15 protein-coding genes are annotated in these 14,584 nt (G+C 73.5%); 2 read left to right on the top strand and 13 right to left on the bottom strand.

Annotation, left to right across the window (positions count from 1 at the left end; translation table 11 throughout):
* Window positions 1-31 precede the first annotated feature (31 nt).
* The 5 genes from ACI790_RS19135 to hisC all read right to left on the bottom strand — a co-directional run bounded on the left by ACI790_RS19135 (window position 32) and on the right by hisC (window position 5,151).
* A complete protein-coding gene (locus ACI790_RS19135; protein ID WP_456571377.1) occupies window positions 32-1,093 on the bottom strand; it encodes a BMP family lipoprotein in 1,062 nt (353 codons plus the stop codon).
* 249 nt (window positions 1,094-1,342) lie between these two features.
* On the bottom strand, window positions 1,343-2,332 hold the full coding sequence (locus tag ACI790_RS19130) for a YihY/virulence factor BrkB family protein (RefSeq protein WP_456571376.1): 990 nt from the start codon (window positions 2,330-2,332) through the stop codon (window positions 1,343-1,345).
* A gap of 37 nt (window positions 2,333-2,369) precedes the next feature.
* Window positions 2,370-2,936, bottom strand: a complete 567-nt coding sequence (locus tag ACI790_RS19125; protein ID WP_456571375.1) for a 2'-5' RNA ligase family protein — start codon at window positions 2,934-2,936, stop codon at window positions 2,370-2,372.
* Window positions 2,933-3,958 carry a tryptophan--tRNA ligase gene (gene trpS / locus ACI790_RS19120; protein ID WP_456571374.1) on the bottom strand — a complete coding sequence of 342 codons (1,026 nt, stop codon included), beginning with the start codon at window positions 3,956-3,958 and terminating at the stop codon, window positions 2,933-2,935. The genes ACI790_RS19125 and trpS overlap by 4 nt, the downstream gene beginning before the upstream one ends.
* 83 nt (window positions 3,959-4,041) lie before the next feature.
* Window positions 4,042-5,151, bottom strand: coding sequence for a histidinol-phosphate transaminase (gene hisC, locus ACI790_RS19115; RefSeq protein ID WP_456571373.1), 1,110 nt, complete (start codon window positions 5,149-5,151; stop codon window positions 4,042-4,044).
* 42 nt (window positions 5,152-5,193) lie between these two features.
* On the opposite strand from hisC, the gene galE reads away from it, so the two are divergent.
* Window positions 5,194-6,150 carry a UDP-glucose 4-epimerase GalE gene (gene galE / locus ACI790_RS19110; RefSeq protein ID WP_456571372.1) on the top strand — a complete coding sequence of 319 codons (957 nt, stop codon included), beginning with the start codon at window positions 5,194-5,196 and terminating at the stop codon, window positions 6,148-6,150.
* Between the two features lie 10 nt (window positions 6,151-6,160).
* Here the strand turns inward: galE and ACI790_RS19105 are convergent, their stop codons facing one another.
* The 5 genes from ACI790_RS19105 to ACI790_RS19085 form a co-directional block, all read right to left on the bottom strand.
* The gene (locus ACI790_RS19105) at window positions 6,161-7,492 is read right to left on the bottom strand and encodes a hemolysin family protein (RefSeq protein WP_456571371.1); all 1,332 of its coding nucleotides are present in this window, start codon (window positions 7,490-7,492) and stop codon (window positions 6,161-6,163) included.
* Between the two features lie 194 nt (window positions 7,493-7,686).
* A complete protein-coding gene (locus ACI790_RS19100) occupies window positions 7,687-8,901 on the bottom strand; it encodes an NADP-dependent isocitrate dehydrogenase (protein ID WP_456571370.1) in 1,215 nt (404 codons plus the stop codon).
* Window positions 8,902-8,938: 37 nt separating this feature from the next.
* A complete protein-coding gene (gene mdh, locus ACI790_RS19095; RefSeq protein ID WP_456571369.1) occupies window positions 8,939-9,892 on the bottom strand; it encodes a malate dehydrogenase in 954 nt (317 codons plus the stop codon).
* Between the two features lie 49 nt (window positions 9,893-9,941).
* Window positions 9,942-10,241, bottom strand: coding sequence for a DUF3017 domain-containing protein (locus ACI790_RS19090; protein WP_456571368.1), 300 nt, complete (start codon window positions 10,239-10,241; stop codon window positions 9,942-9,944).
* A 3-nt stretch (window positions 10,242-10,244) separates the two neighbouring features.
* Window positions 10,245-11,114, bottom strand: coding sequence for a bifunctional methylenetetrahydrofolate dehydrogenase/methenyltetrahydrofolate cyclohydrolase (locus ACI790_RS19085; protein ID WP_456571367.1), 870 nt, complete (start codon window positions 11,112-11,114; stop codon window positions 10,245-10,247).
* A 96-nt stretch (window positions 11,115-11,210) separates the two neighbouring features.
* Here ACI790_RS19085 and ACI790_RS19080 point away from each other — a divergent pair, with 96 nt between their 5' ends.
* Entirely contained in the window at window positions 11,211-11,729 is a 519-nt protein-coding gene (locus ACI790_RS19080; protein WP_456571366.1) for a hypothetical protein, read from the top strand.
* Here ACI790_RS19080 and ACI790_RS19075 read toward each other — a convergent pair.
* Genes ACI790_RS19075 through purN form a run of 3 tightly spaced genes read right to left on the bottom strand, consistent with a single transcriptional unit; the run spans window position 11,726 to window position 14,539 of the window.
* A complete protein-coding gene (locus ACI790_RS19075; protein ID WP_456571365.1) occupies window positions 11,726-12,358 on the bottom strand; it encodes a pentapeptide repeat-containing protein in 633 nt (210 codons plus the stop codon). The genes ACI790_RS19080 and ACI790_RS19075 overlap by 4 nt on opposite strands.
* Window positions 12,359-12,365: 7 nt before the next feature.
* Window positions 12,366-13,916 (bottom strand): bifunctional phosphoribosylaminoimidazolecarboxamide formyltransferase/IMP cyclohydrolase, encoded by a 1,551-nt coding sequence (purH, locus tag ACI790_RS19070; protein WP_456571364.1) that lies wholly within the window; start codon window positions 13,914-13,916, stop codon window positions 12,366-12,368.
* The gene (purN, locus tag ACI790_RS19065) at window positions 13,916-14,539 is read right to left on the bottom strand and encodes a phosphoribosylglycinamide formyltransferase (protein WP_456571363.1); all 624 of its coding nucleotides are present in this window, start codon (window positions 14,537-14,539) and stop codon (window positions 13,916-13,918) included. The genes purH and purN overlap by 1 nt, the downstream gene beginning before the upstream one ends.
* Between the last annotated feature and the right edge of the window lie 45 nt (window positions 14,540-14,584).

Here is a 14,584-nt window from a genome sequence, read left to right as displayed (position 1 = left end):
GCGGGCCCGCCCGGAGGCGGGCCCGCACCGGTCACGGGGTTGTCGGGACCTCGATCTCGCCGTCGATGATCTGCTGGCGGTAGTCGTCGATGACGTCCTGGATGTCGTCGATGAAGCCGCCCGAGGTGGACAGGCCGACGCCGCCGGTGGACAGGTCGTTGAGGATGTCGACGCCGCCGTCGATGTTGCCCTCGGCGAAGTCCTTGATGTAGGCCTCCACCGCGTTGTCGACCCGCTTGAGCATCGACGTCATGATGACGGCCTGCTGGTCGGGCGAGGCGCTGGCGTACTGGTCGGAGTCGACGCCGATGGCGCGCTGACCGGCCTCGACGGCCGCCTCGAAGACGCCCTCGCCGGAGCCGCCCGCGGCGTGGAACACGATGTCCGCGCCGTTCTGGTACATGCCCTGCGCCGCGACCTTGCCGCCCTCGGGGTCACCGAAGCCGGACGGGTCGCCCGCCGGGGAGAGGTACTGGGTGTCGACGATGATGTCGGGGTTGACCGCCCTGGCGCCGGCGGTGTAGCCCGCCTCGAACTTCTGGATCAGCGGGCTCTGCTGGCCACCCACGAAGCCGATGTGCCCGGTGGCGCTCTTGGAGGCCGCCGCCACGCCGGCGAGGAAGCTACCCTCCTCCTCGGCGAAGATCAGGCCGGTGAGGTTGTCCACGCCCATGTCGGCGACCGAGGTGTCGACGATCGCGAACTGCGTCTCGGGGTAGTCGGCGGCGATGTCGCCGATGATGTCGCCGTAGGCGAAGCCGACCGCGATCACCGGGTTGTAGCCGTTCTCGGCCAGCTGGGTGAGCAGCTCGGCGCGGTCGGACCCGTCCTCGTTCGGCGAGAGCTCCTGGATGTCCTCCTCGACGTTGCCGCCGAGGTCCTCGACCGCCGCCTCGACACCGGCGATCGCCGAGTCGTTGAAGGACTTGTCGCCACGGCCGCCGGTGTCGTAGGCGACACCGACCTTGAGGTCGCCCTCGCCGCCGCCGCCGGAAGCGCCGGAGCCGTTCTCCTCGTCGCTGGCACAGGCCGCGAGAGCCAGGCTGCCGGCCAGCAGCAGCGCCGCGGCCTTCGTCATCCGCGCTCGGCGCAAGACGATCTCCTTTTCTGGGGGGAGGTCCCGACGTGGTGGCGGGGTCTCCCGGGGGTGGGTTGCACGTGCGCGGCGGCCACCTCGAGCGCCCGCCGTAGGGCACGACCCGGACGCTAATCCCGCCGGGCGAGCGCCCTCCAACCCTGGTCCGGACTGAGACCCGATCGTTGCGAAGGGCCGGCCGATCGGGCCGCGGGGCTCCCCGCGGCGGTGGCCTGCGTCACCCACGCACGGCCCCGGGCGTCGCGGTCAGCGCGCCGGTGCGCGGTCGTCGCCGGGCGCGTCGAGCTCTTCCGGCACCGGCTCCCGGGCGGCGCCCTCCACCGCCGGGGAGCCGGCGGTCCAGGCGGCGGTGAAGAAGGCGAACCGGAACACGATGTTGATCCACACCAGGATGCCGACGGCGCCACCGAAGGCCGACGCCGTCACGCTGCCGGAGATCAGCGAGAGGTAGAGGTTGCCGATCAGCTTCATCACCTCGAAGCCGGCCGCGCCGAACAGCGCGCCGGGCAGCAGCCGCCGCAGCGGGTGCGGCGTCGAGGGCACGACCTTCAGCAGCCACAGGAACACCACCACGTCGCCGGCGAACGCCAGCGCGAGGCTGGCGACGGCGGTGAGCACGAACAGCCCCGGCGCGCCCTCGAGGCCGAGCGCCTCCAGGACCCAGGACGTCGCCCACGTGGCGACCCCGGTCAGCCCCAGGCTGAGCAGGCCGACGGCGCCGAGCAGGACCAGCGCCAGGACGTCCTGGACGTTGTCCCGGAGGAACTCCGGCTCGTCGGCGTGCCCCTTCCAGATGCGCTCCATGCCGACGCGCAGCTTGTCCATCGCCCGCAGCCCGGCGTAGAGGAAGCCGACCAGGCCGATGACGCCGACCACCTCGGCCGAGCCGACGGCGCCGCGGAGCTGCGCCACGATTTCCTGGCCCGTGGTGCCGGGGAACGTCTCGCGGATGGCGTCGTAGAGCTCGCGCTGGAGCAGCTCGTCGCCGGCCAGCACCAGCCCGATCGCCGAGGCGGCCATGAGGAGGACGGGGAACAGCCCCAGGAAGGCGAAGTAGGTGACGCCGGCGGCCATCAGGTCGCCCTGCGTCCGGCGGTAGCGGCCGCCGGCGCGGGCCAGGTGATCGAACCACGGGAACCGCCGGCGGGCGGCGTCGACGGCGCCCTCGACGCGGTCCCACGTCCGGGCCGGCCACGCCTTCCTGGCCGGGGCCCTCCCGGGGCTCGCGGAACTCACCGCCCGAGTCTGGGCGCTCGGCTCCCGGGCCGCGCCCTCAGCGGGCGGAACCGGTGAGCGGGTACTCGCGGGCGACCGTCCACGCACCCCCGGGGGTCTGCTCGAACTCGGTGAAGTGCTCCACCCGGAACTCGGCCGACAGCTCCTGCAGGCCGCTGTAGGCCAGCTCCAGCATGTCGGCCGGGACGTCGTGGGCCACGGTGACGTGCGGGTGGTACGGGAAGGAGAGCGACCGGGCCAGCGGTCCCCGGCGGAGGTCGTCGGCCAGCATCTCGCAGTTGCCGATACCCCGCGCCACGGTCACGAAGACGACGTCGGTGACCGGCGCGAAGGTGCCCGTGCCGGCCAGGTGCATGTCGAACGGCGGGTGGTCGGCGGCGACCGCCGCCAGGTGCTCGGCGATGGCCCCGCGCGAGGCGACCGGCACCTCGGTGGGCGGCAGCAGCGTCACGTGCGGGGGCACCAGCGCCGCCTGCCGGTCGCCGACCTTATGGCGCCAGTCGACCAGCAGCGTCGCCCACGGCTCGGGCACCGGGACGATGACGCCCAGGACCGCGGTCTCCGGCGGCGCCTCCAGCCGGCCCACGAAGGTGTCGTCGTTCACGGGCGCGGCCCCACCGGTGGCAGGAAGCCGACCCGCTCGTGGACGGTCTCCAGCGTGGCGCCGGCCACCTCCCGGGCCCGCGCGGCCCCCGCGGCCAGCACCCGCTCCAGCTCGGCGGTGTCGGCCAGCAGCTCGGCCGTGCGCTGCTGGATCGGCGCCAGCGCGTCGGTGACGACCTCGGCGAGCTCCTTCTTCAGGTCGCCGTAGCCCCGGCCGGCGAAGTGCTCCTCGAGCTCGGCGGTGCTCTTCCCGGAGAACGCCGAGTGGATGGTGAGCAGGTTGGTGACGCCGGGCTTGGCGGCCGGGTCGGCCACCACCTCGCGACCGGTGTCGGTGACCGCCGAGCGGATCTTCTTGGCGGTGACCTTCGGGTCGTCGAGCAGGTTGATGCAGCCGGCCGGCGGCAGGCTCTTGCTCATCTTCTTCTCCGGCGACTGCAGGTCGAGCACCTTCGCCGCACCGGCCGGGATGTAGGCCTCCGGCAGCGTGAACGTGGCGCCGTACCGGCCGTTGAACCGGGTGGCGAGGTCACGGGTCAGCTCGAGGTGCTGCCGCTGGTCCTCGCCCACCGGCACCCGGTGCGCCTGGTAGAGCAGGATGTCCGCCGCCTGCAGCACCGGGTAGGTGAACAGCCCCACCGAGGTGACGCCGGTGCCCTCCCGGGTGCTCTTGTCCTTGAACTGGGTCATCCGGCTGGCCTCGCCGAACCCGGTCAGGCACTGCAGGACCCAGGCCAGCTGGGCGTGCTCGGGCACGTGGCTCTGCACGAACAGCGTGCTGCGGCTCGGGTCCACGCCGAGGGCCAGCAGCTGGGCGGCCGACACCAGCGTGCGCCTGCGGAGCAGCGCCGGATCCGGCTGCTCGAGGGTGATGGCGTGCAGGTCGACGACGCAGTAGAAGGCGTCGTGGTCCTCCTGCATGCTGACCCACTGCCGCAGCGCACCCACGTAGTTGCCGAGGTGGAAGGAGTCCGCGGTCGGCTGGATGCCGGAGAGGACACGGGGAAGAGCCACGTCGGTCATCAAACCAGCCGGGACCGGCCTCCGTGCCGACCTCCCCCGGCCCTCCGCGCCGCCCGCCGCTGCGCGGGGGCGGTCGGCGCAGGTCAGGAGGGCGTCGCGGCCAGGACGTCGTCGAGCGCGGCGAGGAACACGTCGTCCTCCTCGGGAGTGCCGACGGTGACCCGGATCCCCTCCCCCGCGAAGGCCCGGGTGATCACCGCGCGCGCCTCCAGCGCGGCCGCCAGGCCAACGGCCCGCTCCCCCACCGGCAGCCACACGAAGTTGGCCTGGCTGTCGGCGACCTCGAGGCCCCGCGCCCGCAGCTCGCCGGTCAACCGCGCCCGCTCGGTCACGACCGCGGCGCACCGGGCACGGACCTCGTCCTCGCTGGCCAGCGCCGCCACCGCGGCCGCCTGGGCGACCAGACCCACGCTGAACGGCAGGTGCGTCCGGCGCACGGCGTCGGCGACCGACGGGTCCTCGGCCAGCAGGTAGCCGACCCGCAGCCCGGCCAGGCCCCAGGCCTTCGAGAACGTGCGGAGGACCGCGACGTTCGGCCGGCCGCGCATCAGCTCCACCCCGTCGGGGACGTCGGCGTCGGTCACGAACTCGCGGTAGGCCTCGTCCAGGACGACGAGCGTCTCCGTGGGCACCGCGTCGAGGAACCGCTCCAGCTCCGCCCGGCGCACCGCCGTCCCGGTGGGGTTGTTCGGGTTGCAGACGAAGACCAGGCGGGTGGTGCCGTCGATCGCGGCGGCCAGGCCGTCGAGGTCGTGGGTGTCGGGGGCCCCGCCGGACCGCCCGGGGACCAGCGGCACCTGGAGCGCGCGGGCCCCGGCCACCCGGGCCAGCAGCGGGTACATCTCGAACGAGCGCCAGGCGAAGGCCATCGACGTGCCCGGGTCGTTGTAGGCCTGGGCGAGCTCCTGGCAGATGGCGACCGCGCCGCAGCCGACGGCCACCTGCGCCGGGTCGACGTCGTACCGCCGGGCCAGGGCGCCGGTGAGCACCACGGCGCCGTTGTCGGGGTAGCGGTTGGTCTCGGCGACGGCCGCGGTCACCGCCTCGACGACGGCGGGCAGCGGGGGGAACGCGACCTCGTTGCTGGCGAGCTTCACCGCCCGCTCGACGCCGATCTCCCGGGCCAGGTCGGCCGGGTTGCGGCCGGGCTTGTAGGCCGGGAGCGACTGCACCGCCGGTCGGGCACTGACCATCGAGTTCCTCCTCCGCCACGGCCGCCCTCATAGGGTGGGCCCATGCGCGTACTCGTCGCCGGTGGAGCCGGCTACATCGGCAGCGTAGTGACGGCTGCCCTGCTGGCCGACGGCCACGACGTCACCGTCCTCGACGACCTCTCGACCGGTCACGCGGACGCCGTGCCCGCCGGTGCCACGCTGGCCGAGGTCTCCCTGCACGACTCGGCGCCCGTGCTGGCCGAGGTCCGGCCGGAGGCGGTGCTGCACTTCGCGGCCAAGTCGCTGGTCGGCGTCTCGCAGCAGCGCCCCGAGGACTACTGGGAGACCAACGTCGCGGGCTCCTTCGCCCTGCTCGAGGCGATGCGCGCCGCCGACTGCCGCCGGATCGTCTTCTCGTCCACCGCGGCCACCTACGGCGAGCCCGACCAGGTGCCGATCCGCGAGGACGCGCCGACCCGGCCGACCAACACCTACGGCGCCTCCAAGCTCGCCGTCGACCACATGCTCACCTCGTACGCCGTCGCGCACGGCTTCGCCGCGGTGAGCCTGCGGTACTTCAACGTCGCGGGCGCCGCCTACGGGCTGGGCGAGCGGCACGCCACCGAGACGCACCTCATCCCGATCGCGCTGCAGGTGGCCGCCGGCCAGCGCGAGTCGCTGACCGTCTACGGCCAGGACTACCCGACGCCCGACGGCACCTGCATCCGCGACTACGTGCACGTCGAGGACCTCTCCGACGCCCACCTGCTGGCCCTGCCCGCGCCGGCTGCCGGCGAGCACCGCATCTACAACCTGGGCAACGGCACCGGCTTCTCGGTGCAGGAGGTCGTCGAGGCCGCCCGCGAGGTGACCGGGCACCCGATCCCGGTCACCGTCGGCGAGCGCCGGGCCGGCGACCCCGCCCAGCTCGTCGCCTCCAGCGACCGGATCCGCGCCGACCTCGGGTGGACGCCGAAGCACACCGACCTGGTCGGCATCGTGCGGGACGCCTGGGGGGTCGCGCAGGCCCGCCGCTGAACGGCCCGGCTCAGCCCGTCGCGCCGGCGTCCGGCCCGCCGTCCTCGGTGTCCTCCGGGGGCGGCGGGCCGACCAGCAGGCGGGCGATCCGCCGTCCGTCGAGCTCCAGCACCGAGACGCTGCGCCCCTCCACCTCGATGGTGTCGCCCACCTCGGGCAGCCGGCCCAGCTCGGCCAGCACGTACCCGGCCACCGTCTCGTACGGCCCCTCGGGCAGCTGCAGACCGGTGGCCTCGGTGAAGTCGTCCAGGTTGAGCAAGCCGTCGACCTCGCGCGGGGCGTCGGGCGACCGGCGGTCCTCCGGGGCGACCTCGGCGTCGTACTCGTCGTAGATCTCCCCGATGACCTCCTCGATGAGGTCCTCCAGGGTGACGATGCCGTCGGTGCCGCCGTACTCGTCGACGACGATGGCCAGGTGCTGGTTGTCCCGGCGCATCTCGCTGAGCACGGTGAGGACGGCGGCGGTGCCCGGCAGCCGGGTGACCTCGCGGGCCAGGTCGCCGACGGTCGCGGCCCGCCCGGCGGGGTGGTTCGGCAGGAACAGGTCGCGGACGTGCACGAAGCCGACGACGTCGTCCTCGTCGCGCCCGGCCACGGGGAACCGCGACCAGTTCGACTCCGCGACGAGCTTGGCCGCCCGGCTGGCGGTCATCGAGGCATCGAGGAACTGCACCTCCGTGCGCGGCGTCATGACCTCGCGCACCTCGCGCTCGCCGGCGCGGAACACCTCGTCGATCAGCCGCCGCTCGTCGCTGCTGAGCGACTCGTGCGCGGCCACCAGGTCGCGCAGCTCCTCCTGGCTGATCGACTCGCCGCTCGCCTTGGGGTCCCCGCCGACCAGCCGGACCAGGCCGTTCGTGGACTTCGACAGCAGCCAGATGACCGGGCGGGACAGCTTCGCGATCGCGTTCAGCGGCGCCGCGACCAGCAGCGAGAAGCCCTCGGCCCGCTGCAGGGCCAGCCGCTTGGGGGTCAGCTCGCCGACGACCAGCGACACGTAGCTGATCGCGATGGTGACCAGCACCAGCGCGAGCGTGCCGGCCAGACCCTCGCTCATGCCGCGGGTCTGCATCCAGTCGGCCAGCGGGGCGGACAGCGTGCTGGCGCCGAACGCGGCGGAGAAGAACCCGGCCAGGGTGACGCCCACCTGCACTGCGGCCAGGAACTGGTTCGGGTCCTTCAGCAGCTTCTGCACCGCCTGGCCGCGGCGGCCACCCTGCTCGGCCATCGCGCGGACCTGCGACTCGCGCAGCGACACCAGGGCGATCTCGGCGCCCGCGAAGACACCGCCGATCATGATGAAGGCGACGACCATGACGATGTTGAGCCAGACGTCGCTCACCGGCGGCGTGCTCCTCGGGGGTTGGGTGCGGGCGGACCGTTCCATCGTGCCGGGTCCATGCTGCCCGGCGGTGCGGCGCGCATGCCCGGGGGGCCGCACGGCTCGGGTGACCGTGCGCACTGCCGGGGTCCGCGCAACGCGCACGGGCCCCCCGACCCGGAGGTCGAGGGGCCCGCGGTACGCGCGTGCCTACGTCAGGCCATGGCCTTCTGCAGGTTGGCGTCGATGGCCGCCAGGAAGTCCTGGGTGTTCAGCCACGGCTGGTCCTTGGAGATCAGCAGCGCGAGGTCCTTGGTCATCTGGCCGCTCTCGACGGTGTCGATGCAGACCTTCTCCAGGGTCTCCGCGAAGCGGGTCACCTCGGGGGTGTTGTCCAGCTTGCCGCGGTGGGCCAGGCCCCGGGTCCAGGCGAAGATCGACGCGATCGGGTTGGTCGACGTCTGCTCGCCCTTCTGGTGCTGGCGGTAGTGCCGGGTCACCGTGCCGTGCGCGGCCTCGGCCTCGACCGTGCGGCCGTCCGGGGTGGCGAGCACCGACGTCATCAGGCCGAGCGAGCCGAAGCCCTGGGCCACGGTGTCGGACTGCACGTCACCGTCGTAGTTCTTGCACGCCCAGACGTAGCCGCCCTCCCACTTGAGCGAGGCGGCGACCATGTCGTCGATGAGCCGGTGCTCGTAGGTGATGCCGGCTTCCCTGAACTTGTCGGCGAACTCCGCCTGGAACGTCTCCTCGAAGATGTCCTTGAACCGGCCGTCGTAGGCCTTGAGGATCGTGTTCTTCGTGGAGAGGTACACCGGGTACTTGCGGTCCAGGCCGTAGTTCAGCGAGGCGCGCGCGAAGTCGCGGATCGAGTCGTCGAGGTTGTACATCGACAGCGAGACACCGGCGCCCGGCGCCTGGAACACCTCGTGCTCGATCGGCTGCGAGCCGTCGTCCGGGGTGAAGGTGACGGTGAGCTTGCCGGCCGACGGGAACTTGAAGTCGGTGGCGCGGTACTGGTCGCCGTAGGCGTGCCGGCCGACGATGATCGGCTTGGTCCAGCCCGGCACCAGGCGCGGCACGTTCTGCATGATGATCGGCTCGCGGAAGATCACGCCGCCGAGGATGTTGCGGATCGTCCCGTTCGGGGACCGCCACATCTTCTTCAGCCCGAACTCCTCGACCCGCGCCTCGTCGGGCGTGATGGTGGCGCACTTGACGCCGACGCCGTGCTTCTTGATGGCGTTGGCGGAGTCGATCGTCACCTGGTCGTCGGTGGCGTCGCGGTGCTCCATGCCGAGGTCGTAGTACTCGAGGTTGACGTCGAGGTACGGGAGGATCAGCTGGTCCTTGATGAACTGCCAGATGATCCGGGTCATCTCGTCGCCGTCGAGCTCGACGACGGTGCCCTCGACCTTGATCTTGCTCACGTGGTTGTTTCCCTCTCTGCAGCTCTGACCGGCTCGGTCAGAGGTCGGCTACGTCGGCCTGCTTGGCGCGCACCGCTTCGGCCGCCTCACGCAGGCCCGCCCGTTCGGTTTCCGACAGGTCGCTCTCGACGACGCGCTTCACGCCCCCGCGGCCGATCTCGGCCTCCACCCCCAGGTACACCCCGGAGATGCCGTACTCCCCGTCGACCCACGTGCACACCGGCATCACTGCGCCGGAGTCCTCCATGACCGCGCGGGCCATGCGGGCGGCCGCGGCGGAAGGAGCGTAGTAGGCCGATCCGGTCTTGAGCAGCGCCACCACCTCGGCGCCACCGTTCCGGGTGCGCTGCACGAGGTGCTCGATGCGGTCGGCCGCCAGCACGTCGACCAGCGGCTTGCCGTCGACGGTGCAGCGCGAGGGCACCGGCACCATCGTGTCGCCGTGCGAGCCGAGCGTCAGCGTCCGCACCGAGGCCACGGGGACGTCGAGCTCCTCGGCGACGAAGTTGGAGAAGCGCGCGGTGTCGAGCATGCCCGCCTGACCCATCACGCGCTGGTGCGGGAACCCGGTGGCCAGCTGCGCCAGGGCGGTCATCTCGTCCAGCGGGTTGGAGACGACGATGACGACGGCGTCGGGCGACGTGCGGGCGACGTTCTCGGAGACCTCGCGGACGATCTTCGCGTTGGTCTCGATCAGGTCCATGCGGCTCATGCCCGGCTTGCGCGGCAGGCCGGCGGTGACGACGACGACGTCGGAGTCCTCGGTGCCGGCGTAGGAGCCGCCACCGACGCCGATCACCTCCGTCTCGAATCCCTCGATGGGCCGCGACTGGTTCATGTCCAGCGCGAGCCCCTCGGGCTTGCCCTCCACGATGTCGGTGAGCACGACGGTCTCGAAGATGTCGTACTCGGCCAGGCGGAGTGCGGTGGTGGAGCCGTAGAACCCGGCACCGACCACGGTGACCTTGCCGTTCCTGGGCTGCTTCGCCATGGCCGTCAACCTAGCGCTGGTCGGCGCCTCGTGCCGCCCCGGGTGAGTCTCACGTGCCCGGGATGGTGAGCGCGACGGTGGTGAGCGCGATCCCGGCACCCGCGGTCAGCACGACGTCGACCGCGCGGCTGCGCACCGCGAGGAAGCCCACCCGCCGCACCGGCAGGAGCAGCCGCAGCAGCGCCGCCCCGACCAGCGCCAGCCCCACGACGACCAGCCCCCAGCGCCAGTGCTCGAGGGTGACCAGCAGCAGCCCGGCGGCCACCACGACGAGCACCGCGAGCAGCGGCAGCTGGCGCACCAGCCCCGCGAGGAAGGGGCGGCGGACGTAGAGCGGCGGGCGCGTCACGGTTCAGGCCGACAGCGCCTCGATCGCCGCGGCCTGCTCGGCGGCGAGCACCACGTTCTGCAGGAGCATGGCGCGGGTCATCGGCCCCACGCCCCCCGGGTTGGGAGCGACGTGCCCGGCGACGTCGACGACGTCCTTGGCGACGTCGCCGGCGATCTTCCCGTCGACCCGGCTGACGCCCACGTCGAGGACGGCGGCCCCCGGCTTGACCATGTCGGCGGTGATCAGGCCGGGCACCCCCGCGGCGGCGACGACGACGTCGGCGGTGCGCACGTGCGCCGCCAGGTCACGGGTGCCGGTGTGGCAGAGGGTGACGGTGGCGTTCTCCGTCCGGCGGGTCAGCAGCAGGCCCAGGGGACGGCCGACGGTGATGCCGCGCCCGATGACGACGACCTCTGCGCCGGCGATCGGCACCTCGTACCGGCGCAGCAGCTCGACGATGCCGACGGGGGTGCAGGGCAGCGGCCCGGGCACGTTGAGCACCAGCCGGCCGAGGTTGACCGGGTGCAGCCCGTCGGCGTCCTTGGCCGGGTCCATCGCCTCGAGGACCGTGCTCTCCTCGATGCCCTCCGGCAGCGGCAGCTGGACGATGTAGCCGGTGCAGCCCGGGTCGGCGTTGAGCTCCTCGACCACGGCCAGCACGTCGGCCTCGGTGGCGGTGGCCGGCAGCTCGCGCTGGATGCTGGCGATGCCCACCTGGGCGCAGTCGGAGTGCTTGGCGTTCACGTACCAGCGGCTCCCGGGGTCGTCACCCACCAGCAGGGTGCCGAGGCCGGGCCGGTGACCGGCCGCGGTGAGAGCGGCCACCCGCTCGGTGAGCTCGGCGCGGATCGCCGCCGCGGTGGCCTTGCCGTCCAGGATCGTCGCGGGCACGCCGACAGTCTGCCGGAGAGGGTCCCGCGACGGACGCCGCGGCCCTAGGGTCGGGGTGGCGGGGCGCCGGTGTCCCGCCGACACCGGAGGTGCGCCATGACCGAGCGCGACCAGAGCCCGACCGGCGCGACGGCGTCCCACGGCGCCGAACCGGGGCCGACGACGCCGGCGTACTCCGACCGGCCGGTGACCTTCCGCGGGCCCGAGAGCCTCGGCGGCCTGCTGCTCATCCTCGCCGGGATCGCCGCCGCCGTCAGCCTGCCGCTGGAGTGGCTGCGCGACCGCGACGACAGCGGCTGGCGCCTCGTGCGCGACGCGTTCGCCGACCTCGGCGAGATCTTCGACGACGGCTCCTGGCAGCCCCTGGCCATCGTGCTCGGCGGCGGCCTGCTGCTGCTCCTGGGCATCGCGCTGTGGCTGCCCGCGCGCAGCCACCGGTTCGTCGGGTTCGTGGCCCTGCTGGTCAGCGGCGTCGTCACCGCCGCCGTGCTCGTGCCGCTGGCCGACGCCGGCTGGGACCTCGACCCCTTCGGCCCCGGCTTCTGGTGCGCCATCGCCGTCGCCGTCCTCGGGCTGCTCGGCTCGCTGAAGGCCGTGCTGACCGGCCCGCGCTAGGTCGCGACGCGCGCGCCGTGGGCGGCGGCGAACTGCACCGCCTGCGCGAGGTCGATGCGGACCCCGGTGAGGTCGAAGGCGCGCCAGTTGATCTCGTCGGTCGACGCACCGCGCAGGTCGGTCCCGCGCAGCCGCGTGCCCTGCAGCCGGGCGCGGGTCAGGTCGGCGCCGCTGAGATCGCACTCGCGCAGGTCGGCGTCGGTGAAGTCCGCCTCGCGGAAGCGCTGACCGGACAGGTCCAGCCCGGAGAGGTCCACGGCGCGCAGGGCGGCGTAGCTCCAGTCGCAGTCCGCCGCCGTCATCGGCCGCAGGTGCGCGCCGGGGAACTGCGAGCCGGTGAGCTTGCAGCCGTCCCACGTGACGTCGGTGAGCTTCGCGCGGTCGAACCGGCAGGAGAGGAACGCCGAACCGGAGTGCCGCGCCCCGGCCATGCGCACCCCGGTCAGGACGCACTCCTCGAACACGCAGCGCCGGGTGACCAGCTCCTCCAGCCCGGCGTCGTCGAACCGGCACCGGACGAAGGTGACGCCGTCGAGCTCGGCCCCCCACCAGTCGACCCGGGCGAAGTCCTCGTCCTCGACGACGGCGCCGGACTCCGGCGGGCCGACGTGCGGCCGCGAGCTGATCACCACGGGCTCAGTGCGCGAAGTGACGGGTGCCGGTCAGGTACAGCGGCACGCCGGCCGCCGCGGCCGCGGCGACGACCTCCTCGTCCCGCACCGACCCGCCCGGCTGGACGACGGCGCGCACCCCGGCGTCGAGCAGCACCTGCAGACCGTCGGCGAACGGGAAGAACGCGTCCGACGCCGCCACCGCGCCCGCGGCCCGCTCCCCCGCCCGGGCGACGGCCAGGCGCGCGGAGTCGACCCGGTTGACCTGGCCCATGCCGACGCCGACGGTGGCCCGGTCGTGGGCCAGCAGGATCGCGTTGCTCTTCACCGCGCGCACCGCCCGCCAGGCGAAGACCAGGTCGTCCAGGCCGGCGGCGTCCAGCGGCTCCCCGGTGGCGAGGGTCCAGGTGGTGGGGTCGTCGCCCGTGGCGTCGATGCGGTCGCGGGTCTGCAGCAGCAGCCCGCCGCCGATCGGGCGCAGCTCCACCCCGGCCTCGGGCAGGTGCGGCAGCCGCAGCAGCCGGATGTTCTTCTTCCCGGTCAGCACCGCGACGGCGTCGTCGGTGAACGACGGGGCGACGACGACCTCGGTGAACACCTCGGCCACCTGCTCGGCCAGGGTGAGGTCGACCTCGCGGTTGGCGGCGATCACGCCGCCGAAGGCGGACACCGGGTCGCAGGCGTGCGCCTTGCGGTGCGCGGCGGCGATGTCGGCCCCGACGGCGATGCCGCACGGGTTGGCGTGCTTGATGATCGCCACGCAGGGCTCGTCGTGGTCGTGCGCGGCCCGCCAGGCGGCGTCGGTGTCGACGTAGTTGTTGTAGGACATCTGCTTGCCGTGCAGCTGCTCGGCGTGCGCCAGCCCCGGCCGGTCGGAGCGGTAGAGCGCCGCCGCCTGGTGCGGGTTCTCGCCGTAGCGCAGCACGTCGGCGCGCTCCCAGCTGCTCCCCACCCACGCCGGGAACGGGCTGTCGTCGTCCGGGGCGAGCACGCTGCCCATCCACGAGGCGACGGCGATGTCGTAGGAGGCGGTGTGCCGGAACGCGGCCGCGGCCAGGCCCTGGCGCTCGGCGAGGGTGAACCCGCCGCCGGACACCGCGGCGAGGACGTCGCCGTAGCGCGCCGGGTCGACGACGACGGCGACCGACGGGTGGTTCTTGGCCGCCGCCCGCACCATCGCCGGGCCGCCGATGTCGATCTGCTCGACGCACTCATCCGGCGTGGCACCCGAGGCGACGGTCTCGGTGAACGGGTACAGGTTCACCACGACGAGGTCGAACGCCGCGATGCCGAGCTCGTCGAGCTGCGCGACGTGGTCGGCCTTGCGCCGGTCGGCCAGGATCCCGGCGTGCACGGCGGGGTGCAGGGTCTTCACCCGTCCGTCGAGGCACTCGGGGAAGCCGGTGACCTGCTCGACGGGGGTGACAGGCACCCCGGCGTCGGCGATCCGCCGCGCGGTCGCGCCGGTGCTCACCAGCTCGACACCGGCGGCGGCCAGCCCGGCGGCCAGCTCCTCGATGCCGGTCTTGTCGTACACGCCGAGCAGGGCGCGGCGGATCGGGGTGCGGTCGCTCATCAGGGGCTCTTCCTCGTCGGGGGCGGGCTGGTCGGGGGTGGGGTGACGAACTCCGCCACCGTCTCCACCAGGAGCTCGCGCTCCACGGTCTTGATCCGTTCGTGCAGGCGCGCCTCGTCGTCGCCGGGCAGCACCGGCACCGCGCGCTGGGCCAGCACCGGCCCGGTGTCGACGCCGGCGTCGACCAGGTGCACGGTCGAGCCCGTCGTCGACACCCCGGCGGCCAGGGCGTCGCGCACCGCGTGCGCGCCGGGGAACGCCGGCAGCAGCGCCGGGTGGGTGTTGATCAGCCGGCCCTCGAAGCCGGCCAGCACGGCGGGCCCGACGATCTTCATGAACCCGGCCGACACGACGAGGTCGGGCGCGAAGCCGGCGATCCGGTCGGCGAGCGCGCGGTCCCAGGCGGCGCGGTCGGGATGGTCGCCGAGCGCGCAGACGAACGTGGGCAGCCCGCGCCGGCGGGCGTGCTCCAGGCCGGGGGCGTCGCGGTCCGCGCCGACGGCGACCACGGCGGCCGGGTAGGCGGGGTCGTCGGTGGCGTCCAGCAGCGCCGCGCACAGCGACCCGGTGCCCGACAGCAGCACGACGAGCCGGGCCCGCGGGAAGGGCTCGTCGACGGGCACGTCCGCGACCCTAGCCGGGCCCGCCGGGGCGCTCGACGGGCCGGT

The organism is Blastococcus sp. SYSU DS0539, assembly GCF_054050855.1.
Note: the sequence above shows the minus strand (reverse complement) of the source record. Positions and strands in the feature narration are given on the sequence as shown.